Consider the following 22,108-nt stretch of genomic DNA (forward strand, 5'->3'; position numbering starts at 1 on the left):
GAGCGTAGCGGATACGACCGCGGCCCTGCCCCCACCGAAGGGGAGCAGGGCAGCGCGTGCCTGTGACCTGGCGAATCAGGCCTTATCGGTCGACGTCGAGCCCTCGGACTCAGAGGCATCGGCCGGCGAAGCGGCACCGGCCGACGAAGCGTCGTCGCCCTTGCCCCCGGTCGGCGCCGCGGACACAGTTTCGTCCTCCTCCTCGACCGGAAGCTCGGAGGTCTCGAGGCTGAAGACCGAACCGTCGTACTCATCGACGGCGGTGGCCACCGACTGCTCGAGCACGTGGCTGGCCAGCTGTCCCTGGATGATCAGCGGATCCTTGGACAGGTCCTTCCACAGCGCCACACAGAGCAGAAGCATGACGATGACGAACGGCAGCGCGGAGACGATCGTGATGTTCTTCAGCCCGTCGAGCGCCTCGGCGGGATCCGATCCTCCTGCCAGGAGCATCACGGCGGCAACGGCACCGGTGGCCGTACCCCAGAAGATCACGAGCGCGCGGCCGGGTTCGAGCATGCCGTTCGCCGAGAGTGTGCCCATGACGATCGAGGCCGAGTCCGCACCGGTGACGAAGAAGATCGCGATGAGGATGACCGTGACGATCATGAGGATGATCGCAATGAGGTTCGGCAGGGGCAGAGCCGCCAGCAGATCGAAGAGGATCGTGTCCATATTGATATCCGGCTCACCGTCGACGACCGAGGCGAGGGCCTTGACGGTGCCTTCACCGCGCTCGGCGCGTTCCTGGATGCCGATGGCGCCGCCGCCGAAGACCGCGAACCAGATGGTCGAGACCACGGAGGGGACGATGAGCACGCCGGTGACGAACTGACGAACGGTGCGACCGCGGGAGATGCGGGCGATGAAGAGACCGACGAACGGCGACCATGAGACCCACCAGGCCCAGTAGAAGACCGTCCACGAGGACAGCCATTCGTTGACGCCCTGACCATCGGCCGCGGTCCGCGAGGCCAGCTGCGGCAGATCCTGGATGAAGGCACCCACCGAGGAGGGAATGACGTTGAGTATGAACAGCGTCGGTCCGCCGATGAAGACGATGAGGGCGACGATGACGGCGAGGACCATGTTGATGTTCGAGAGCCACTGGATGCCCTTCTCGACACCGGAGACCGCCGAAGCGACGAAGGCTGCGGTGAGGATCGCGATGATGATCACGAGCACCGGTGAGGTGACCTCGGACATGATGCCCGCCGATTCGATGCCGCCGCCGATCTGAATCGCTCCGAGACCCAGGGAGCAGGCCGAGCCGAAGAGAGTCGCGAGGATCGCGAGGATGTTGATGACCTTGCCGCCGATGCCGTTGACAGCGCGTTCGCCGAACAGCGAGGTGAACATCGACGAGAAGAGCTGCGAGCGGCCGAGGCGGAACGATCCGTAGGCCACGCCGAGCCCGACGATGGCGTACATGGCCCACGGGTAGAGGGTCCAGTGGAAGAGCGTCGTGCCCATCGAGGTGCCCATCGCCTCGGAGGTGGAGCCGTCGACGGTGTTCGGGGGAGGCGACATGTAGAAGAAGAGGGGTTCGCCGACCGCTGAGAACACGAGCCCGATGCCCATGCCGGTAGCGAACATCATGGCGATCCACGAGGAGGTCTTGAACTCCGGCTTCTCATCGTCGCGGCCCAGCGGGATCCGACCGAAGCGGCTGACGGCGATGACGATGACGAAGATGGTGAAGATCGTGGCGGCGATGACGAAGAGCCAGCCGAAGTTGTCCATGACGCCGGTCAGCAGAGTGCCGGCGACGGCACCGAGGCTGTCGGGGGAGACGAAGCCCCAGACGACGAAGGCGACGGCGAGGATGCCGGCGGAGAAGAACACGACCCTATCGAGTCCCTCGCGTTTGAACGGCCGCAAGGCGGTGGTCGGATTCTTCAGGAGCTCGATGAGCTCCTGAGTCTTACTGTGTTCACTGCTCATGTGGACGATGGTCGAATCGGTCGGCTCCCTGATCTCCAGGGTCGATCCGGCTCGACTCTCCTTCCTTGCTGTTCGACGACATCGGACGTAGGCACAGACTTGAAGAATGCAAATACTTCGCATGTGCCCATTGAACGGCGATGGCTCCGTCGGACGACGACGGAGCCATATGGTGAGCTCCCCCGGCTGGGCTCGAACCAGCGACCCTTCGATTAACAGTCGAATGCTCTGCCAACTGAGCTACGGAGGAACGGCGCAGGTGCCTGCGCACAAGGAGATATCTTAGCAAAGAATCAGGAAATTGCAGGTCGAGTGCCAGAATCGGTCCCTCGGCAGGGCGGAAACGCCTGATCTGAGGCCGTGGCGGATATGCTGAGTGACACCATGCATCTCAAGAGCCTGACCCTGCGCGGATTCAAATCCTTTGCCTCGGCGACGACACTCAAGTTCGAGCCGGGCATCACCTGCGTCGTCGGTCCCAACGGCTCCGGGAAGTCCAATGTCGTCGACGCCCTGTCCTGGGTGATGGGCGAACAGGGGGCGAAGAATCTGCGCGGCGGGAAGATGGATGACGTCATCTTCGCCGGCACCTCGAAACGACAGGCCCTCGGCCGCGCCGAGGTGACCCTGACCATCGACAACTCCGACGGAGCCATCCCCGTCGACTACACCGAGGTGACGATCTCGCGGACGCTGTTCCGCACCGGGGGCAGCGAGTACGCCGTCAACGGGGCACCGGCCCGGCTGCTCGACATCCAGGAGCTGCTCAACGACTCCGGTCTTGGCAAGGAGATGCACGTCATCGTCGGTCAGGGTCGTCTCGACGCCATCCTCCACGCGGACCCCGTCGAACGCCGCAGCTTCATCGAAGAGGCCGCCGGCGTGCTCAAGCACCGCCGCCGCAAGGACAAGGCCGTGCGCAAGCTCACCGGCCTGCAAACGAACCTCGACCGCCTGGCCGACCTGCGCACCGAACTCAACCGGCAGCTCGGCCCGCTCGGTCGGCAGGCCGAGGCCGCCGCGAAGGCCGCGACCGTGCAGGCGACCCTGCGCGATGCCACTGCCAGACTGCTCGCCGACGACGCGGTGCGACTGCAGTCCTCCCTGTCCTCGGCCGCCGACGGGGAGAGCCACACGGATCGCATCGCCGATCTCGAACACCGCAGCCGAGGCAGCGAAGCACGCCTGGCCGAGATCGAGACGCGCCTCGGCGGCCTCGATGCCGAACTGGAGACCCAGCGCGGCGCGGAATCACTGACCCAGACGCAGATCGTGCGGGCCCGCGGACTGGCCCAGCGCGCCGAAGACAAGCGTTCCCACCTGCTCTCGGAGGTCACGAGCCTGGGGCGGCGGGAATCGAAGTCGCCCGATGAGCTGCGTGCCCAAGCTGGCCATTTCAAGGAGGAGCTCAGCGGCGCCGAGGCCGCCGTCGCGGAGTCGACGGCGACCCTGGAGGCCAGCCAGGCCCGCAAGGAGAAGCTGAGCGAGGAGCTGCGCCGGGCCGAACAGGAGGTCAAGGCCGCCCAGGTCGCCATCACCGAGGCCGTGAAGAACCGCTCGGCACTGCAGTCGAAGCAGCACCAGGCCGCCGAACGCATCGCTGACCTCGGCACCCGCATCGAAGCCAACCGGGCCGAGATCGAGACCATCGAGAAGCGCCTGGCCGAATCGACCACTGAACTCGAGACCGCCGAATCCTCCGTCGAGGACGTCGAAGCCGGGGAGAGCGAACTCGACACCGCCTACGAGAGCGCCAGAGCCGCCCAGGAGAAGCTAGAGACCGAACTCGAGACCCTGCAGGCCGAGAAGGCGCGAACTTCCTCGGATCTGGCATCCGCGCAGGCCAGGGCCGAGGCCTTGGACCTGGGCACCGCTCTCGAGGCCGACCTCGAAGCGATCGTCGAGGCGGACCTGCCGGGAGTCGGAACGGCGGTGACCGAGAGGCTGAGTGTCGCCAACGGCTACGAGATGGCGGCGGCCGCTGCCCTGTCGAGCACGGTCTCCGGAGTCATCGTCGACTCCGGTGATGTCGCGCTCTCGGTGCTCGACCACCTCGGCGAGGACACGAATGTGTCCCTGACCATCCCCGCCGAGACGAAGGAACCGACCACCCCGGCGGGGGCGGGCAAAGGCGGCGCTGCCACCCGGGAGCTGCCCGAGATCGCCGGCCTCGAGTCGGGGGACCTGCGCTGGCTGGCCGACCTCGTCTCCAGCGACACCCCGGCACTCGAGGACCTCGTGACCGCCAGCCTCGACACGGTCGTGTGCACGCAGGACGCGGCGACCGGACTCGCCGTCATCGCCGCACGCCCGGATCTCACGGCCGTGACCATCCACGGGGAGGTGCTCACAGCGACGCGGATCAGCCGGGCCCGCACCGCCTCGGGCACCCGTCTGGCCTCTCAGACCGCGCTTGAGGACACGCGAACCCAGATCGCCGAACTCGAAACCGCTGCGGCCGGATTCGACGCCGAGATCGCCCGGGTCGAGCCGGCGCTGACCGAAGCGAAGACCGCCAGCGCGCAGGCCCTGGAATCGCTGCACTCCTCGGATGCCGCGATCATGGCCGCCGCCGAGGAGGTCTCCCGGATCACCGGCGAGATCAGCGTGGCGCAGACGCGGCTGCAGCGCGCCCGGGACAATGCCGCCGAACTCGACTCCCGACTCGAAGCCGCCCGACGCGAGTCAGCGGCCGCCGAGTCAGCACTGGCCGGGGCCGCCGACGTCGATGAAGTCGTGGACACCTCCACCCGCGACGAACTCAGCAGACAGGTCTCCCAATCCTCCGAGGACCTCATCGAGGCCCGCATCAACCACAAGTCGGCCACCGATCGCGCCCGCTTCCTCAGCGACCGCGTCGACTCCCTGCTCCGTGCCGCCGCTGCCGAGGAGACCGCGCGGGAGCAGACGCAGCGGACGATCGCGAAGAAGAAGCGCGCGGCCGCCTCGGCGACACTGATCGCCGAAACCGCCCAGGAAGCCGCGGAGCTCGCCGGGGCCACGGTCACCGAACTCGGTGAGGCCATCCAGGTCCTCGTCGACGAACGCGGCGGGCTGCGGGAGGAGAAGAACCGCCTCGGCGAGGAGGTGGGAACCGCGCGCACGGAACTGCAGCGACTCAAGGACGCCGCCGCCGAGGCGGAGCTGGCCAAGGAGCGCTTCCGGCTCAAGCTCGAGGAGATCGAGCATCGAGCCCAGGAGGAGACCGGGCTCGGACTCGAACGCCTCATCGACCAGTACGGTCCGCACATGCCGGTGCCCGCCTTCACCGAGGACGAGGAGGAGCGGCCCTACGTCCGCGCCGAGGTGGAGAAGCGGCACAAGCAGGCCGCGGCCGCGCTGGGGCGCATCGGCACGGTCAACCCGCTCGCCCTCGAGGAGTACGAGGCGCTCAAGGAGCGGCACCAGTTCCTCGAGAAGCAGATCGCCGACATCGAGGACTCCCGAAGGGACCTGATGAAACTCGTCGAGGAGGTCGACCGGCACGTCGAACGCGTCTTCGCCGAGGCCTATGCGGACACCGCACGTGAGTTCGAGGACATCTTCTCCCGCCTCTTCCCCGGCGGCGAGGGCTCGCTGAGCCTGACCGACCCTGATGACATGCTCACCACCGGCGTCGACGTGCATGCCCGGCCCGCGGGCAAGAAGGTCAAACGACTGTCCCTGCTCTCCGGCGGAGAACGCTCCCTGGTGGCCGTGGCGATGCTCGTCGCGATCTTCAAGGCCCGGCCCAGCCCGTTCTACGTCATGGACGAGGTCGAGGCCGCCCTCGACGACCTCAACCTGTCCCGCCTGCTCACGGTCTTCCAGGAGCTGCAGGACTCCTCCCAGCTCATCGTCATCACCCACCAGAAGCGGACGATGGAGATCGCCGACGCACTCTACGGGGTGACGATGCACGGTGACGGAGTGTCGAAGGTGATCTCTCAGCGCATCCCGTGAGGTGGGGCCGCCTCGGCGAGATTTCCCGGCGACGCCCAGGGGAGTCCCAGGGAATTCTGAAACTGCCATGCGGACCCGGAACACACATGTCGTCGACGGTGACTATAGACTTGGGGCGAAAGAAGTGTTGTCGACAAGTGTGAGGAGCGGGACGTCCATGACCGAGGCTGCTGAACCACGAGGTGGCTTGCGGGCGTGAATGCAGTACTCGTCGTCATCGTCGGACTCGCCATCTCCTTCGCGCTCGCCCTCGTCGTCGTCCTCCTCGTCGCCCTGCCCGGGCTGCGGGCCGAAGGCCGTCTGAAGTACTCCTCCGATGTGCAGCGGTTCCGCCTGCCGGGGGAGTGGACCGGATACGACGACGAGGTCTACGAATTCTTCGGCCACGACGACGGCACCTCCCACCTGGCCACGCGGGAACAGGCGGCCGTCACCGCGATCCGCGATCATTCCTATGTGCTCCGACCCCAACCTCGGCGCCACGCCGCGCCTTCGCTGATGACCGTGCGACCGCGCACCCGTCACTGGAAGATCCCAGAGTCGGGCACGGGGTGGAGGACCACCGCGGGCCTGCTCTTCGGCAGCCGAGGTTCGTGAGCTCAGACAACATTCGCCCCGACACGTGTGGGGCGCACCGGCGAGGGCCCGACCGCTGAGGCGGATTCGGCGGGCCCACCGCCACCCGGGGCCGACGCGCACCACGATGCGCGAGCGACCCACAGGAACTCAAAGGAGGACGCAGTCCAATGGATCAGCCGATCATCTTGCTCATCGTCGCAGCCATCGTCTTCATTCTCGTCGTGGCGCTGGGCATCAGCCTCCGCGTCAACGCGAGGAAGAAGGGACTCGGGCACGACCGGGGGATCGACGCCGATGTCACCGGTGAGCTCAAGATCGATGAGATCTCCGTGGCGGTCGAGAAGGAGAAGGCCGAAGCCCGCGGCTCCGAGGTGCCCACCGCACCGGGCAACCGGCTCGTCCGCCTGCGCGAACGCCTTGCGAAGTCGAACTCCGGGCTGGGCAGGGGACTGCTCAACCTGCTCTCCCGCGACAACCTCGACGAATCGACGTGGGAGGAGATCGAGGACACCCTCATCCTCGCCGATGTCGGCGTCGACCCGACCACCGAACTCGTCGACAAGCTGCGCGACCGCGTCAAGGTCCTCGGCACCCGCGATCCCGAGGACGTCCGCGGGCTGCTGCGGGAAGAGCTGATCAACCTCGTCGATCCCACCATGGACCGGGACCTGGCCACCTCCCACGTGTCCGGTGATCCGGCCGTCATCCTCGTGGTCGGTGTCAACGGATCCGGCAAGACCACGACCGTGGGCAAGATCGCCCGTGTGCTCGTCGCCGAGGACAAGACCGTCCTCCTCGGCGCCGCCGACACCTTCCGCGCCGCCGCCGCCGAGCAGCTGGCCACCTGGGGCTCCCGCGTCGGCGTCGAGACCGTGCGTCGCGAAGAGGGCGCCGATCCCGCCTCGGTGGCGTATTCGGCCGTCGAAGAGGGCAAGGACGCCGGCACCGATATCGTCCTCATCGACACCGCCGGTCGCCTGCAGAACAAGATCGGCCTGATGGACGAGCTCGGCAAGGTCAAGCGCGTGGCCACCCGACCGCTGGGCGAAGGCCACGAGATCGACGAGGTGCTCCTCGTCCTCGATGCCACGACCGGTCAGAACGGGATGCAGCAGGCCAAGGTCTTCGCCGAGGCGGTCAACATCACCGGCATCGTCCTGACCAAGCTCGACGGCACCGCGAAGGGCGGAATCGTCATCGCCGTGCAGCGTGAGCTCGGCGTCCCGGTCAAGCTCATCGGACTCGGCGAAGGCGCGGACGACCTCGCGCCCTTCACGGCCGAAGGCTTCGTCGACGCCCTGCTGGACTGAACCTTCCGGGGGCTGGTGCGCAGCCTCGGCGGGGGACTCCGCACCGCCTCGGCGCCGGACTTCGGGCTCGTGTGAGAGCCGCGACACATTCCTGAAACATGGGCGACTCACTGCTGTGACATCCGTCATGGACACTGTCTCTGTGCGATTCGACATGGAATCGCCAGAGACACGAAAGAGACGACATGGAACTCGATGCAGTGAATGTATGGATGATGGTCGCCGCGGGTCTGGTGCTGCTCATGACCCCCGGTGTCGCCTTCTTCTACGGTGGGATGACTCGAATCACTTCGAGCATCAACATGATGATGATGGTCTTCTCGGCGATGGCCGTCGGCGGACTCGTCTGGGTCCTCTACGGCTACGGACTGAGCTCGGGTGAGTCGATCGGCGGAATCGTCGGCAACCCGCTGGAGCAGCTGGGTCTGACCGGCGCGGTGGCGAACGAACCCGACTCCCTCATCTCCATCGGATACGGTTCGACCTTTGCCATGATCGCCATCGCCCTCATCGCCGGCGCCGTGGCCGACCGTGCGAAGTTCTCCACCTGGCTGGTCTTCTCGGCCCTGTGGGTGACGCTGGTCTACTGCCCGCTGGCCTTCATGGTCTGGGGCGACGGCATCCTCACCGCCGACGGTGCGATCGGCAGCCTGTTCGGCCCGGCCATCGACTTCGCGGGCGGCACCGTGGTCCACATCAACGCCGGAGTCTCCGCGCTCGTCCTCGTCGTCGTGATGGGACGCCGGGCGCGTTTCTCGACACCGCACAAGCCCCACAACATTCCCATCACGGTGCTCGGTGCCGCGCTGCTGTGGTTCGGCTGGTTCGGATTCAACGGCGGTGCCGCGTCCACGATCGAACAGGGCGGGCTGATCTGGATCAACACCCTCGTCGCCCCGGCCGCCGGCATGATCACCTGGATCATGATCGAGCGGATCCGCTCCTCACGACCGAGCAGCATCGGCAGCGTCTCGGGCCTCATCGCCGGCCTGGTCGCGATCACCCCGGCCTGCGCCAGCGTCGACCCCTATGCGGCGATCCTCATCGGCATCGCCGCCGGAGCCGGAGCGCTCTTCGCCGTCGAGGCGAAGAACCGCCTGCGCTATGACGATGCCCTCGATGTCGTCGCCGTCCACCTCGTCGCCGGTGTCATCGGCACCGTGATGATCGGGTTCTTCGCCTTCCCGAACGAGGAGAGCCCGGCCGGTCTCTTCTACGGCGGCGGGTTCGAGCTGCTCATCGCGCAGATCCTCGCCTGCCTCGTGGCCCTCGTGTTCGCGGGACTCGTGACACTTGTCATCGCCCTGGCGCTGCGCAAGACGATGGGTCTGCGCATCGACCACCGGGACGAACTCGACGGGATCGACAACATCGAACACGCCGAGCAGGCCTATTCGTTCAACTGACGCCGCGGCCGCTCCCGGTTCGCTCGGTCCTCGCGGACCCGGCACCGGGGCGGCCCCGGCCCCGGAACTCCCACTAGGGGGCCGGTCGGTCTCGCCGGCCGCCTCGGTGTGGGGGAGTGCGTGAGCGTACTCATCGATCGCCTCGGTGCGGGTGAAGCAGACACCCCGCCGAGGCGATCGGTCATGTCCGGGGATTCCCAGCCGCTTCGGTTTCGGCCGAGCCCGGATGGGTTGCTAGTCTAGAGAGTCGACCAATTCATCGTGAAGAAGGCTTGTACGTGTTCAACTCTCTCTCCGACAGGCTCACCGCGACCTTCAAGAACCTGCGCGGCAAGGGCCGGCTGTCCGAAGCCGATGTGGATGCCACCATCCGCGAGATCCGGCGCGCCCTCCTCGACGCCGACGTCGCGCTGCCTGTGGTCCGCGCCTTCACCGGCCGCATCCGCGAACGCGCGCTGTCCGAAGAGGTCTCCGGTGCGCTCAACCCCGGCCAGCAGGTCGTCAAGATCGTCAATGACGAACTCGTCGGCATCCTCGGCGGGCAGACCCGGCGTCTGACCTTCGCCAAGCGTCCCCCGACGGTGATCATGCTCGCCGGCCTGCAGGGTGCCGGTAAGACCACCCTGGCCGGCAAGCTCGCCCACTGGCTCAAGTCCGAGGGTCACCGGCCGATGCTCGTTGCCGCCGACCTCCAGCGACCGAACGCGGTCAACCAGCTCCAGATCGTCGGCGAACGTGCCGGCGCCTTCGTCTACGCACCGGAGCCGGGCAACGGTGTGGGCAACCCCGTGCAGGTCGCCACCGAATCGCTCGAGGTCGCGAAGTCGAAGCTCCACGATGTCGTCATCGTCGACACCGCCGGTCGCCTCGGCATCGACGAAGAGCTCATGCAGCAGGCTGCGGACATCCGAACGGCTGTCAACCCGGACGAGGTACTGTTCGTCATCGATGCGATGATCGGTCAGGACGCGGTGAAGACCGCGGAGGCCTTCCTCGAAGGCGTCGACTTCACCGGTGTCGTGCTCTCCAAGCTCGATGGTGATTCTCGCGGCGGTGCCGCGCTCTCCGTCGCCGAGGTGACCGGCAAGCCGATCATGTTCGCCTCGACCGGTGAGTCGATGAAGGACTTCGAGCAGTTCCATCCCGACCGGATGGCCGACCGGATCCTCGACATGGGTGACATCCTCACCCTCATCGAGCAGGCCGAGAAGAACTTCGACGAGAAGGAGACGGCGAAGCTCCAGAAGAAGGTCGAAGCCGGTGAGGACTTCGATCTCAATGACTTCCTGACGCAGATGTCGGGCCTGAAGAAGATGGGCTCGATGAAGAAGATGCTGGGCATGATGCCCGGCATGAGTCAGTACAAGGACCAGCTGGAGAACTTCGACGAACGCGAGGTCGACCGGGTCGAGGCGATCGTGAGATCGATGACGCCCGCCGAGCGGACGAACCCGAAGATCCTCAACGGCTCCCGGCGTGCGCGCATCGCCAAGGGTGCCGGCACCACGGTCACGGCCGTCAACCAGCTCATGGAGCGCTTCACCCAGGCCCAGAAGATGATGCGCGGAATGACCCGCGGCGGCGGCATGCCCGGGATGGGCGGTGGCGGCGGGATGCCTGCCATGCCGGGAATGGGCGGCATGCCCGGCGGTGGCGCCAACCGGAAGAAGAAGGCCGGGGCGAAGAAGGGTCGCAAGGGCGGCAAGTCCGGCAATCCGGCCAAGCGCGCACAGGAGGCTCAGGCCCTTCAGGACAAGAAGGACGGCAAGACCAAGGACCCGGTCGGCTCGGCCTTCGGCGGGGTCGATCTGGGCAAGGACGAGGAATTCGATCCGACGAACCTGCCGAAGGGCTTCGGCGGAATGTTCCCCGGCGGCAAGAAGTAGGACCGGGCGGGCTCGGGCGTTCGGGCCGACGTCGTCCTGGCGTCGGTTCGGCGTTGATTCGGAGTTGATTCGCCTGGCAATTGGCGAGATGCAGAGCCGTCTGGCACAATTGGCTCTTGTACTTTTGCAACCGGTCCGGGCCCTCTCATCCGCGCCGATTGTGATTGTCCGAGTCACAGCCTCCGGCAGGTCAACCCCACGATTCTGTTGGAACCACTGTGCAAAGAAATTACCAAAGGAGACACCACTAAAGTGGCAGTCAAAATTCGTCTGACCCGCATGGGCAAGATCCGTGCACCCTTCTACCGCGTCGTCGTCGCTGATTCGCGCACCCGTCGCGATGGCAAGGCCATCGAGCAGATCGGCATCTACCACCCGACTCGCAACCCCTCGGTCATCGAGATCGATTCCGAGCGCGCTCAGTACTGGCTCTCCGTCGGTGCTCAGCCCAGCGATCAGGTGCGTGCCCTGCTCAAGCTCACCGGTGACTGGCAGAAGTTCACGGGTGTTGGTGAAGCGGTCAACACCGTGAAGCCGCAGCCGGAGAAGGAAGCCTACGTGGCTCCCAGCGCCGGTTCCGTGATCAAGGAAGCGATCACCAAGAAGGGCGGCGACAAGGCCGAGGCTCCTGCTGCTGAGGCTCCCGCCGAGGAGGCTGCTCCCGAGGCCGCCGCCGAAGAGAGTGCTGAAGCCTGACATGTTGGCTGATTCGCTCGAACACCTGGTCCGCGGCATCGTCGATCATCCCGACGATGTCGGCGTTCGCTCCCGCTCGTCACAGCGCGGGACGACTCTCGAGGTGCGGGTTCATCCCGACGACCTCGGTCGTGTCATCGGTCGTGCTGGCAGGACCGCCAAGGCCCTGCGCACCGTGATGAACTCACTGGCCGGACGCGAGTCGGTGCGAGTGGACCTCATCGAGGCGTAACACCTTTATTGCGAGAGGGGGCGCGGCGTACGAACGCCGCGCCCCCTCTCTCATATTCACCTCCAGGAGTGCTCGCTCCTCCGAGCTCTCGCGGACAGAGGCGGCGACGACTGCGATTAGACTGAGGGATGAACGAAATCGGGTGAAAAGGAGCAGAATGGACACGGTTCTCGCCAGGCTGGGCAAGCCGCACGGAATCAAAGGTGAGTTCACCGTCGAGGTGCGCACCGATCGGCCCGATGAACGGCTCACCCCCGGCAGCACCTTCGCCACAGACCCGGACATCGGGACGCTGACACTGAAGTCGGCGCGGTGGCATCGTGATCGACTGCTTCTGGCCTTCGCCGAGGTGCCCGATCGCAACCGTGCCGAGGAGATCCGCAATACGCTCATCCTCGCCGAGCAGGAGACCGAGGAAGACGACGAGGACGCGTGGTACCTCGACGACCTCATCGGGCTGAGCGTCTTCGCGGATGAAGAGAAGGTCGGCGAGATCGTCGACGTCACCAACGGCGTCGCCCAGGACCTCCTTCACCTCAAGCATGTCCAAGGTCACGAGGTGCTCATCCCCTTCGTCACGGCCATCGTGCCCGAGGTCGATATCGAGGGCGGACGGATCACCATCACCCCTCCGGCCGGACTCCTCGACGCCGAATGAGTGAGGACGGCAGCGTGAACGAAGCCGCGCCGAGTCGCTCGGACGAGCCGGTGCTCCCGACCTCGCCGAGGACGGCCATCGACGTCGTCTCGATCTTCCCGGAGTACCTCTCGGGCCTCAGGCTCTCCCTCATCGGCAAGGCCGTCGACCAGGGACTGCTCGGACTCAACGTCCACGACCTGCGCGACTTCACCTTCGACCGCCACAACACCGTCGACGACTCGCCCTACGGCGGCGGCGCCGGAATGGTGATGAAGGCCGAACCCTGGGCTCTCGCGCTCGAGCACATCCTCGGCGACAGCGCGGAGGGCACCAAACCGATCCTCATCGTGCCCAGCCCCGCGGGACCGGTGTTCGACCAGCGCATCGCCGAGGACCTCGCCCAGGCCGATCACCTGGTCTTCGCCTGCGGACGCTACGAAGGCATCGACCAGCGGGTCATCGACTGGGCCGGGGAGCACTTCGACCTGCGCCCGATGAGCATCGGCGACTACGTCCTCAACGGGGGAGAGGTCGCCTCGATGGTGATGATCGAGGCTATCAGCCGCCTCATCCCCGGGGTCATCGGCAACCCCGAATCGCTGACCGAGGAGAGTCACGAGGACGGCCTCCTCGAATACCCGATCTATACCAAACCCGCCTCCTGGCGCGGTCGTGATGTGCCGGAGATCCTCCTCGGCGGCAATCATGGGGCGATCGCCCGATGGCGACGTGACCGACGTCTCGAACGCACCGCCGAGGTCAGGCCCGATCTGCTGGCGAAGCTCTCGGACCTCGACAAGCACGACCTGACGGTCCTCGAGCGGTTTGAATCCGAGGGCCCCGCCGTGCCAGAATAGACCGTCGCGTTTGTTGGCATCCACCTGCTTCAGGGGGATGGGTGCCCACAGCGATTCGCCGATGTCTGTGTCGGCGGGTTCCGGGGAGCAATCCCGACAGACGATCCAGTCACCGGTTCGACCGGTCCGATATGCGTGTCCTCGACCTGAAGCAGGGGCCACAGGAGAAACCACAATGCAGAAGCTCGATGTTGTCGATGCAGCCTCGCTGAAGACCGACGTCCCCGAATTCCGCGCCGGAGACACCCTCAACGTTCACGTCCGCGTGATCGAGGGCAGCCGCTCGCGTATCCAGGTGTTCAAGGGAATCGTCATCCGCCGCCAGGGCGACGGAGTCCGCGAGACCTTCACCGCCCGTAAGATCAGCTTCGGCGTCGGAGTCGAGCGCACCTTCCCGGTGCACTCGCCCATCGTCGAGAAGATCGAGGTCCTCTCTCGCGGCGATGTCCGCCGTGCGAAGCTCTACTACCTGCGCGAACTGCGCGGCAAGGCTGCTCGCATCCGCGAAAAGGCCTGATACTTGCCAGGCACTGTGGGCGATGATCACACTGTGCCGGACAGACATGAGAACGCGACCTTCGGGTCGCGTTTTCTGTACTCGGCCCGGTTCTGGAAGACGATCGGCATCATCGCCGTGGTCATCGTCATCCTCGGAGGCTCCGTCCGCGGCTTCGTCATCCAGCGCTTCACCATTCCGAGCGCCTCGATGCAGCCGACCCTGAAGGTCGGCGATTCGATCACCGTGTGGCGTCCCGATGCGCTGGGGCAGAAGATCGACCGCGGAGACATCGTCGTCTTCGACGGTCGCGGATCCTTCGTCGACGACGCCCTGCCGACCCCGCTGCAGAAGATGGGATCGTGGGTCGGGCTCGGCCCGCGCGACGTCTACTACGTCAAACGGGTCATCGCGCTCGGCGGTGACACCCTGCAGTGCTGCGATGCCGAGGGGCACCTGCTCCTCAACGGCGAACCCCTGAGCGAGGACTACGCCCCGGTGCCGGCCTCGAAGGTCGAATTCGCCATCGAGGTTCCCGCCGACACCATGTGGGTGATGGGCGACAACCGCAACGACTCCACCGACTCCCGCGCCCTCCTCGGGCGCCCCGGCGGCGGGTTCATCCCCCTCGACCGAGTGGTCGGCCCCGTGATCGGACACGGGTCCTCCGTCGACTGAGCTCGGCGCCGGGTCGGCGCTCCCGCCTCGGCGGGAGCGATGATCGGCGCCTGAGCGCGGCCCGGAACGGGTGCTGGTACGCTCATTTCAGTCCCACTGCGGTACCCATGGTCCGATGCGAAAGCGAACGAATGTCAGCCGAAACCGAAGCTTCCCCGCCACCCGCCTCGAAGAAGTTCTTCCGCGGTCTGCTCGAGACTCTCGCGATCATCGTCATCGCCATCCTCATCTCGACGGCGCTGAAGACCTGGGTGGTCCGGTCGTTCTACATTCCCTCGGGCTCGATGGAGACCACCCTGCAGATCGACGACCGCGTGCTCGTCAACCAGCTCGCCCCGCGCTTCGGACCGGCCAACCGCGGTGACATCATCGTCTTCGATGACCCCGACAACTGGCTCTCGGCCGCCGAAACCTCCGAATACCAGCCCAACCCCTTTCTCGAGTTCATCGGACTGGCACCCTCCGACGCCGGCAATCAGCTGATCAAACGCGTCATCGGCGTCGGCGGGGACAAGGTCGAATGCTGTGATGCCGAAGGCCGCCTGATGGTCAACGGCAAACCGATCGACGAGACCTACCTCGATGAGGGAATGGCCCCCTCGGAGATGGAGTTCTCCGTCACCGTGCCTGAAGGCCACTACTGGGTGATGGGCGACAATCGGAGCAACTCGGCCGACTCCCGCTACCACGAAGACACCGACCCCTTCGTCTCAGAAGACGACCTCGTCGGCACCGTCTTCCTCATCAACTGGCCGTTCAAGCACTTCGGCTGGGTGTCCAACCCCGAGGACGTCTTCGCCGGCGTCCCCGAACCCGAGGGAATCACCGGCGACTGATGAGTGCACGCGGACTCACCGACCTCGGTCTCGAACGCAGTCTCCTCGCCGAGGGCTTCACCGGCGTCATCGGCGTCGATGAGGTCGGCAGGGGTGCGCTGGCCGGACCCGTCAGCGTCGGCGTCGCCTACTTCGACCTAGGCAGTGTCACCGGCGCCGAGGTGCCTGCGGGGATCCATGATTCGAAGCAGCTGAGTGCACTCTCACGTCGGGCCGCGACGAATCGGGTGCGTTCCTGGGCGCAGGCGGCGACCGTGGGTTCGACGAGCCCGAGCGAGATCGACCAGCTGGGCATGACGATGGCGCTCAACCTCGCCGGGCGTCGGGCGCTGCTGACGATGCTCGCGGAACTGGGCGTGGGCGAAGTCTATCCCGAGGGGACACTCGTCCTCCTCGACGGAAAACACGACTGGCTCTCGGCCCCACTTACGCTCGATTGCCTGGGGATATTCGGCCCTTGCGCCGAGCTCGAACTGCCGAAAGTGCGCACCGTGATCAAAGGTGACGGTTCTGTCCCCGTCATCGCCGCGGCGAGTATCGTGGCGAAGGTGGACCGAGATGAGGAGATGATCGCCCTCGCCGAGGCGCACCCCCACTATGGTTGGGAGTCGAATGTGGGATACGGGACCAAAGCGCACCGGGCCGGCATCGCCGAGTTCGGCCCCAGCATCCACCACCGGAGAAGTTTCCGCCTGCAGGCGGTCGAAGAAGCGAAGGAGGAGTCGTCATGAGCACCGATGATCTCGATGACTACGAAGCTCAGCTGGAACTCCAGCTCTACAAGGAGTACCGCGACGTGGTGGGCCTGTTCGCCTATGTCGTCGAGACGGAGCGACGCTTCTACCTGGCCAATCACGTCGACCTCAAGGCCCACAACGATGCCGGTGACGTGTACTTCGAGCTCACCCTGCGTGACGCCTGGGTGTGGGACAGCTACCGGTCCGCGCGGTTCATCAAGACCGTGCACGTGCTCAGCTTCAAGGACGTCAACATCGAGGAGATCGCCAAGAGCGACCTCGAACCTCCCTCGTCGATCCGGGGCTGAACGGGTGCGGACCAGGGATAGGTCCGCGGTGCTCCGTCGATAGAGCGGGTACATTCACGCGATCGTTTCGACTGTCGACCCACTCGCACACCGGGTACCTGTGGAGACCCATCCGACTTGCGCGTGATCGGCCTGTGGAGGCAGAAGCACTGTCCACAGGCCGATTCCCCGCTCTTGTCCGGCTTTCAATGACCATGCTGACCTTGGCGGTATGGGACGAACAGTGTCGGGCCGCGGCCGCACCGAACGCGGGATGCGCAAGCAAGCACTCGGGCGAATCGGTGAGGACCTCGCCGCCGACTATCTCGAGCGGGCGGGAATGGTCGTCGTCACGCGGAATTTCCGCTGCCCACAGGGAGAGATCGACATCATCGCCCGTGACGGAGAGACGATCGTCTTCGTCGAGGTCAAGACCCGCCGCACAGCGGCACTCGGCTCACCTCTGGAGGCCGTGACCCGGGACAAGGTCGTTCGTCTGCGCAGGCTCTCCGGGATCTGGCTGAGCCAGCAGCCGGCGTACTACCGATCTACTCGCATCGATGCGCTCGGCATCGTGATGGAACCCGCACCCATCTATGACCATTGCCCGAACATCCAGGTCGACTCATGAGCGAGGAGCCGGTCCTCAATGTCATCGGACGTGCCTCGGCGGTGGCGCTGTGGGGTCTGACGGGAAAGATCGTATCCATCGAAGCCTGCATGAGCGCGGGTCTGCCCGGCATCGACATCGTCGGCCTGCCCGACGCCTCGGTCAGCGAGTCGCGCAAACGGCTGCGTGCGGCTCTGGCCTATCTGGGAGTTCCCGTCGCCACCCAGCATCTGACGATCAACCTCACCCCCGGAACCGTGCCGAAGATCGGCACCGGCTTCGATCTGGGCATTGCCGTGGCCGTGCTCAAAGCCCAACGGGTCATCACGAATGAGAGCACCGAGGGCGTCATCCATTGCGGTGAGCTCGGACTCGACGGGCGGATCCGCCCGGTCAGCGGAGTCCTGCCGAGCCTGCATGCCGGTCTTCACTCGGGCTTCGACCACTTCGTCGTCCCCATCGGAAACGCCCCGGAGGCCGCCCTGCTCGCAGGTGCGCGGATCCAAGCCGTGGCCTCGCTGGCCGAACTGGTCAACCTCTACGGCGGCGACCTCGAGGTGCCGTCGCTGCCGCCGGTGGTCGAGGTCGACAGGCCCGTGGCCAATCCGCCCGAACTCCATGACCTCGCCGAGGTGCAGGGCCAAGCCGAGGCTCGCTTCGGCCTCGAAGTCGCCGCCGCGGGCGGGCACAACCTCCTCATGCGCGGCACCCCGGGCGCCGGCAAGACTCTGTTGGCGCAGTGCCTGCCGGGGATCCTGCCGCCGCTCGATGATGCCGAGGCCGTCGAGGTGGCCGCGGTGCGATCCCTGCGGGGAGAGCTCGACGGCAGTCAGGGACTCGACCACCGGCCACCGTTCGAGGCACCCCACCATCGCAGCACCGCCTCGGCTCTGATCGGGGGTCGCAAGCCCGGGACCGTGGGGATCCTGTCCAAGGCCCATCGCGGGGTGCTGTTCATGGACGAGGCGCCCGAGTTCTCCCGGGACGTCCTCGAGGCCCTGCGCCAGCCCATGGAGGCGCGGCAGGTGCACATCCACCGGGCCTGGGGTTCGATGGTGCTGCCGTCCTCGTTTCAGCTGGTCATGGCCGCGAACCCCTGCCCGTGCGGGGCGGGAATGCCGGGGACTCAGGTCACCTGCCGCTGCACGCCGATGGATAAACGGCGCTACCGCAACCGACTCTCCGGACCGCTGCTCGACCGGGTCGACCTGCAGCTCGAGCTCTTTCCGGTCTCCCCGGCGGACCTCCGCCTCGGCGGGGAGCAGGAGGACAGTGTCACCGTGGCCGCCAGGGTCACGATCGCCCGCAGACGGCAGGCCGACCGCTACGTCGACTGTGCATGGACACTCAACTCCGGTGCACCCGGGGCATGGCTGCGCGAGCACTTCGCGATGCGACCGAGTGCTCTGGCCGATCTCGACCGGGCCCTGGACACCGGACGGATCACCATGCGCGGCTACGACCGGGTGCTGAGGGTCGCGACCACACTGTCCGACCTCGACGGGGGCGAGGGGCCGAGCCCGGACAAGATCAGGATGGCACTGGCATTGAGGACGCAGGAGACATGAACGAACACGCGCACGATGAGGTGCACCCGGGCGGCGGAGCGCACCCGGACGGCGGGGCGCACCCGGACGACAAGGCGCACCCGAATGACGGTGCGCACCCGGACGACGGGGCCGGGGCAGGAAGCGACGAGATGCGTGCCGCGGTGGCGGCGCTGCTGCGGATCGGGGAACCCGGCGACGGCCTCCTGAAAGGATTCGTCGAGGCGATCGGGCCGGTGGCGGTCCTTGAGATCGTCCTCGCCGTGGCGGCAGGGGCAACCTCATCCGCCGAGGCGGTGGGCGGCCTGAGGACACTCGTCGATGAGGTGTCCGGCGGCGGACAGCTGAGCGAGGCGATCGACCGCTGGGCCGTTCGCGGTGCCGATGGGGCCGGATCACGTGATCTCGAGGCCATCGACCTCCTCGGCGGTCGGCTCGTCATCCCCGGTGACGAGGAGTGGCCGGCAGCGCTGTCGGAACTCGGACCGGCGGCGCCCCTGGGACTGTGGGTGCGGGGGACGGCGCGATTGGATCGGGCTCTCACCCGGGCCATCGCCATCGTCGGAGCCCGTGCGGCGAGCAACTACGGCACCAAATGTGCTTCTGACCTGGCATGGGACCTCGCCGCGAGAGCCATCACCGTGGTCTCCGGGGGCGCCTTCGGCATCGACGCGGCCGCTCACCGGGCCGCGATCGCCCGCGAAGCGCCGACGATCGCTTTCATGGCTGGGGGAGTCGACCGGTTCTACCCGGCGGCGAACACTGAACTGTTCCAGCAGATCCTCGAGACCGGAGCCATCGTGTCCGAGACCGCACCCGGCATGACTCCGATGCGTCACCGGTTTCTGCTGCGCAATCGCCTCATCGCCGCCTCTGCGCAGGCCACGGTCATCGTCGAAGCAGGATGGCGCAGCGGAGCGCTCAACACGGCCCGGCATGCGCTCGAGCTCTCACGCGAGGTCGCCGCCTTTCCCGGCTCCGTCTACTCCGCATCCTCGACCGGGACCCACCGCCTCATCCGGAACCACGAAGCCGAACTCGTGACCAGCAGCGACGACGTCATCGCCCTCCTCGACGACGGAGCCCCGGCTCTGTTCGACACCTCGTCATTCTTCGGCTCAGCGGCCGCGGGCGGGGTGGACGCGGAACACGCCGGAACGGGTGCTGTCAGCGGCCCGCTCGATGACCTCGGTGAGGGGGAGAAGATCTGCCTCAACGTCCTGTCGACGACGAAATCCCTGGACGTGGGCACCGTCGCGGCCAGAGCAGGGCTGACGGTGCCGGGGGTCCTCTCGGCGCTCGCCGCCCTCGAACTGCTCGGACTCGCGACCCGTCGCGACACCGGGTGGGTGAAGCTGCGACCTCGGACATGAGGCGAGGGAGAGCGCGTAACCTGGGGGAATGAGCACATCGTCGACCGTCGCCGAAGTGGTGTCCGGCTATGCCGACCACCTCCGGGCGCGTGGCGTGTCCGAACACACCTCGCGGGCCTATGTCTCCGATGTCTCCGACTTCTTCGACCACACCACCTCGGCGAAGACCGAAATCGATGTCAGCTCCATCGGGCTGAATGATCTGCGCTCCTGGCTCATCGCCCTCGACGATGCCGGAGCAGCGAAGTCGACGGTGGCCCGCAAGATCGCCGCCATCAAATCCTTCTTCTCCTACGGGGTCGACCAGCTCGGTCTGAAGAGCAATCCGGCCGCCCGTCTGCGTACACCCAAGAAGGACTCTCGCCTGCCGACCGTGCTCAAGCCCCAGCAGGCGGCCGACCTCATCACCGCCGGCTCTCGCGCACGGGCCGGAACCGGCGGCTCCGCGCGATCCTCCGATTCCGCGAATGACGGCGCTCGCGGTCAAGACAATTCCGACGCGGTCGACGGCGACTCGGGACCAGCCGGCGAACCCGATCCTGTCGAGATCGCCAAAGGTCTCCGCGACGCAGCGATCCTCGAACTGCTCTATGCCACGGCGGTGCGTGTCTCGGAGCTGACCGGACTCGACCGTGCGGACATCGATCAGCGCGCGTCGATGATCACCGTGCTCGGCAAGGGCAACAAGGAACGGCGGGTGCCCTTCGGCATCCCGGCCCGGCAGGCGCTCAGCGCCTGGTTGAGTGTGCGCGAGACCTTCGCCTCGGCGAACAGCGGTGACGCCCTGTTCCTCGGCTTACGTGGTGGGCGAATCGGGGCCCGTCAGGTCAGAGAGCTCGTCCATCACTACGGGGCGAACGACCCCAGCGCCCCGGACATCGGCCCGCACGGACTCCGCCACTCGGCGGCCACGCACATGCTCGATCGCGGAGCCGACCTCCGCCAGATCCAGGAGCTGCTCGGACACTCGACCATGTCCAGCACTCAGATCTATACGCACGTCTCCATGCAGCGACTCCAGGAGACCTACCGGCAGGCCCACCCCCGGGCCTGATCTCGCTGCCGGGCCGAGTCATAGCTCAAGAAGGGCCCGGACTATTGCTCACGAACGGCTCTGATCATCGCCCTAGAGCAGTCCGTCGGGAGTTCGCCACCTCGACCCACGGAAGCCTCACTTCACTTCCGGAACTCCCAGTGCCAGGGCTCCGGCAGCGACCCGGTCTGCCGAGCCCACCCGGGATGGATCCACCCGAACTTCGGTGCGTTCGCCCGCATCCACTGGTGCTGGGCGCTGCCGAAGGAATTGATTCCGCCACCGAGGTCGACCGCCAGCGCCCACCCGTGATTCGAGGTTCCCGGGGTTGCCGCCATCCGCCCCTTGCGCTTCTTGAGGATGACCTGGGTCGCGTAGTCGCGATAGGAATCCGTCACCGAGATCGGCACTTTGAAGCGAGCTTCGAAGGCGTGGGAGAGGCGATCGAAGGCCTTCTGCGCGTCACAGCGCAGCATGTGCCCGGGCGCGGTCGTTAGCGGGCACATCGCCGAGGCGGGGATCCGGCCGTTGCTGTGTCCGCCCCAGGCTCCCGCTCCCGAGGTGGTGCTGTCACTGCCGCCGGCGGGCTCTTCGGCGGGTTTGCGTTTCAAAGGAAGCAGAATCGACTGCTCGTGGCCGAAGAACTGTGCCGGATCGATGTAGTCCTTGTTGCTTTCCGCCGTCCACACACCGATGTGCAGACAGGACTTCTCGCAGTGGGTACCCTCGGCGACGACTCCGATCTCCTCACCTGCGGCGAACTCATCGCCCTTCTTCCTCTCTGTGCTCGCGGGCTGGAACGACACCACATGGCCGGAGTCGGTTTCGATGCTCACGGTCGGTGTTCCCGCCACGGACCCGCGGAAGCGGATGCTGCCGCCAGTCGGTGCGCGCAGCGGCTCACCGTCGACGGCGAGCACGTCGATTCCGCGGTGGCCTCTGAGCCAGGGTTTGTCCGGCGGGTCGAAGGCCTCGATGATCTCCATCGCCGGGACGGGGGAAACCCACGTCGTCTCGGA

20 protein-coding genes and 1 tRNA gene are annotated in these 22,108 nt (G+C 66.4%); 18 read left to right on the top strand and 3 right to left on the bottom strand.

Going from position 1 to position 22,108, the window contains the following annotated elements; genetic code table 11:
- Positions 1-75: 75 nt before the first annotated feature.
- Together ACH82I_RS17020 and ACH82I_RS17025 are read right to left on the bottom strand one after the other, a co-directional pair.
- Positions 76-1,944, bottom strand: a complete 1,869-nt coding sequence (locus ACH82I_RS17020; RefSeq protein WP_413334323.1) for a BCCT family transporter — start codon at positions 1,942-1,944, stop codon at positions 76-78.
- 177 nt (positions 1,945-2,121) lie between these two features.
- Positions 2,122-2,194: transfer RNA gene (locus ACH82I_RS17025), tRNA-Asn, on the bottom strand.
- 134 nt (positions 2,195-2,328) lie between these two features.
- Here ACH82I_RS17025 and smc point away from each other — a divergent pair.
- The 18 genes from smc (at position 2,329) to ACH82I_RS17115 (ending at position 21,110) form a co-directional block, all read left to right on the top strand.
- On the top strand, positions 2,329-5,886 hold the full coding sequence (gene smc, locus ACH82I_RS17030) for a chromosome segregation protein SMC (RefSeq protein ID WP_413334325.1): 3,558 nt from the start codon (positions 2,329-2,331) through the stop codon (positions 5,884-5,886).
- A 195-nt stretch (positions 5,887-6,081) separates the two neighbouring features.
- Positions 6,082-6,483, top strand: coding sequence for a hypothetical protein (locus ACH82I_RS17035; RefSeq protein ID WP_413334327.1), 402 nt, complete (start codon positions 6,082-6,084; stop codon positions 6,481-6,483).
- Between the two features lie 149 nt (positions 6,484-6,632).
- Positions 6,633-7,775: a signal recognition particle-docking protein FtsY gene (gene ftsY, locus ACH82I_RS17040; protein WP_413334329.1), complete on the top strand. Its 1,143-nt coding sequence runs from the start codon at positions 6,633-6,635 to the stop codon at positions 7,773-7,775.
- A 185-nt stretch (positions 7,776-7,960) separates the two neighbouring features.
- Positions 7,961-9,181, top strand: a complete 1,221-nt coding sequence (locus tag ACH82I_RS17045) for an ammonium transporter (protein WP_413334331.1) — start codon at positions 7,961-7,963, stop codon at positions 9,179-9,181.
- Between the two features lie 278 nt (positions 9,182-9,459).
- A complete protein-coding gene (gene ffh / locus ACH82I_RS17050; protein ID WP_413334333.1) occupies positions 9,460-11,067 on the top strand; it encodes a signal recognition particle protein in 1,608 nt (535 codons plus the stop codon).
- A 252-nt stretch (positions 11,068-11,319) separates the two neighbouring features.
- Positions 11,320-11,763, top strand: a complete 444-nt coding sequence (gene rpsP, locus ACH82I_RS17055; protein WP_230745059.1) for a 30S ribosomal protein S16 — start codon at positions 11,320-11,322, stop codon at positions 11,761-11,763.
- A 1-nt stretch (position 11,764) separates the two neighbouring features.
- On the top strand, positions 11,765-11,995 hold the full coding sequence (locus ACH82I_RS17060; RefSeq protein WP_230745060.1) for an RNA-binding protein: 231 nt from the start codon (positions 11,765-11,767) through the stop codon (positions 11,993-11,995).
- Positions 11,996-12,152: 157 nt separating this feature from the next.
- On the top strand, positions 12,153-12,653 hold the full coding sequence (gene rimM, locus ACH82I_RS17065; protein ID WP_230745061.1) for a ribosome maturation factor RimM: 501 nt from the start codon (positions 12,153-12,155) through the stop codon (positions 12,651-12,653).
- A 77-nt stretch (positions 12,654-12,730) separates the two neighbouring features.
- On the top strand, positions 12,731-13,492 hold the full coding sequence (trmD, locus tag ACH82I_RS17070) for a tRNA (guanosine(37)-N1)-methyltransferase TrmD (RefSeq protein WP_230745190.1): 762 nt from the start codon (positions 12,731-12,733) through the stop codon (positions 13,490-13,492).
- A 175-nt stretch (positions 13,493-13,667) separates the two neighbouring features.
- Positions 13,668-14,009, top strand: a complete 342-nt coding sequence (gene rplS / locus ACH82I_RS17075; protein ID WP_230745062.1) for a 50S ribosomal protein L19 — start codon at positions 13,668-13,670, stop codon at positions 14,007-14,009.
- A gap of 33 nt (positions 14,010-14,042) precedes the next feature.
- A complete protein-coding gene (gene lepB, locus ACH82I_RS17080) occupies positions 14,043-14,666 on the top strand; it encodes a signal peptidase I (protein WP_230745063.1) in 624 nt (207 codons plus the stop codon).
- Between the two features lie 131 nt (positions 14,667-14,797).
- On the top strand, positions 14,798-15,502 hold the full coding sequence (lepB, locus tag ACH82I_RS17085; protein ID WP_230745064.1) for a signal peptidase I: 705 nt from the start codon (positions 14,798-14,800) through the stop codon (positions 15,500-15,502).
- Complete coding sequence (locus ACH82I_RS17090; RefSeq protein ID WP_413334336.1) at positions 15,502-16,233, top strand: ribonuclease HII; 732 nt, start codon at positions 15,502-15,504, stop codon at positions 16,231-16,233. The genes lepB (ACH82I_RS17085) and ACH82I_RS17090 overlap by 1 nt, the downstream gene beginning before the upstream one ends.
- Positions 16,230-16,547 carry a DUF2469 domain-containing protein gene (locus ACH82I_RS17095; RefSeq protein WP_230745066.1) on the top strand — a complete coding sequence of 106 codons (318 nt, stop codon included), beginning with the start codon at positions 16,230-16,232 and terminating at the stop codon, positions 16,545-16,547. The genes ACH82I_RS17090 and ACH82I_RS17095 overlap by 4 nt, the downstream gene beginning before the upstream one ends.
- A gap of 211 nt (positions 16,548-16,758) precedes the next feature.
- On the top strand, positions 16,759-17,157 hold the full coding sequence (locus tag ACH82I_RS17100; protein WP_413334338.1) for a YraN family protein: 399 nt from the start codon (positions 16,759-16,761) through the stop codon (positions 17,155-17,157).
- On the top strand, positions 17,154-18,704 hold the full coding sequence (locus ACH82I_RS17105; RefSeq protein ID WP_413334339.1) for a YifB family Mg chelatase-like AAA ATPase: 1,551 nt from the start codon (positions 17,154-17,156) through the stop codon (positions 18,702-18,704). The genes ACH82I_RS17100 and ACH82I_RS17105 overlap by 4 nt, the downstream gene beginning before the upstream one ends.
- Positions 18,701-20,056 (top strand): DNA-processing protein DprA, encoded by a 1,356-nt coding sequence (gene dprA / locus ACH82I_RS17110; RefSeq protein WP_413334341.1) that lies wholly within the window; start codon positions 18,701-18,703, stop codon positions 20,054-20,056. The genes ACH82I_RS17105 and dprA overlap by 4 nt, the downstream gene beginning before the upstream one ends.
- A 28-nt stretch (positions 20,057-20,084) precedes the next feature.
- Positions 20,085-21,110 (top strand): tyrosine recombinase XerC, encoded by a 1,026-nt coding sequence (locus ACH82I_RS17115; RefSeq protein WP_413334343.1) that lies wholly within the window; start codon positions 20,085-20,087, stop codon positions 21,108-21,110.
- 122 nt (positions 21,111-21,232) lie between these two features.
- Here ACH82I_RS17115 and ACH82I_RS17120 read toward each other — a convergent pair whose 3' ends face one another.
- On the bottom strand, positions 21,233-22,075 hold the full coding sequence (locus tag ACH82I_RS17120; RefSeq protein ID WP_413334345.1) for a D-alanyl-D-alanine carboxypeptidase family protein: 843 nt from the start codon (positions 22,073-22,075) through the stop codon (positions 21,233-21,235).
- Between the last annotated feature and the right edge of the window lie 33 nt (positions 22,076-22,108).

The sequence above is a fragment of the Brevibacterium sp. GP-SGM9 genome (assembly GCF_047300845.1).
Classification (GTDB): Bacteria; Actinomycetota; Actinomycetes; order Actinomycetales; family Brevibacteriaceae; genus Brevibacterium.

Bases quoted from the DNA above. Each gene is read 5' to 3' on its own strand.
- ACH82I_RS17115 (WP_413334343.1), top strand. From the start codon at position 20,085: ATGAGCACATCGTCGACCGTCGCCGAAGTGGTGTCCGGCTATGCCGAC.
- ACH82I_RS17120 (WP_413334345.1), bottom strand. From the start codon at position 22,075: ATGGAGATCATCGAGGCCTTCGACCCGCCGGACAAACCCTGGCTCAGA.
- ACH82I_RS17105 (WP_413334339.1), top strand. From the start codon at position 17,154: ATGAGCGAGGAGCCGGTCCTCAATGTCATCGGACGTGCCTCGGCGGTG.
- rplS (WP_230745062.1), top strand. From the start codon at position 13,668: ATGCAGAAGCTCGATGTTGTCGATGCAGCCTCGCTGAAGACCGACGTC.
- rimM (WP_230745061.1), top strand. From the start codon at position 12,153: ATGGACACGGTTCTCGCCAGGCTGGGCAAGCCGCACGGAATCAAAGGT.
- lepB (WP_230745064.1), top strand. From the start codon at position 14,798: ATGTCAGCCGAAACCGAAGCTTCCCCGCCACCCGCCTCGAAGAAGTTC.
- ACH82I_RS17045 (WP_413334331.1), top strand. From the start codon at position 7,961: ATGGAACTCGATGCAGTGAATGTATGGATGATGGTCGCCGCGGGTCTG.
- dprA (WP_413334341.1), top strand. From the start codon at position 18,701: ATGAACGAACACGCGCACGATGAGGTGCACCCGGGCGGCGGAGCGCAC.
- ACH82I_RS17090 (WP_413334336.1), top strand. From the start codon at position 15,502: ATGAGTGCACGCGGACTCACCGACCTCGGTCTCGAACGCAGTCTCCTC.
- ACH82I_RS17100 (WP_413334338.1), top strand. From the start codon at position 16,759: ATGGGACGAACAGTGTCGGGCCGCGGCCGCACCGAACGCGGGATGCGC.
- ACH82I_RS17095 (WP_230745066.1), top strand. From the start codon at position 16,230: ATGAGCACCGATGATCTCGATGACTACGAAGCTCAGCTGGAACTCCAG.
- ftsY (WP_413334329.1), top strand. From the start codon at position 6,633: ATGGATCAGCCGATCATCTTGCTCATCGTCGCAGCCATCGTCTTCATT.
- ACH82I_RS17020 (WP_413334323.1), bottom strand. From the start codon at position 1,944: ATGAGCAGTGAACACAGTAAGACTCAGGAGCTCATCGAGCTCCTGAAG.
- ACH82I_RS17060 (WP_230745060.1), top strand. From the start codon at position 11,765: ATGTTGGCTGATTCGCTCGAACACCTGGTCCGCGGCATCGTCGATCAT.
- smc (WP_413334325.1), top strand. From the start codon at position 2,329: ATGCATCTCAAGAGCCTGACCCTGCGCGGATTCAAATCCTTTGCCTCG.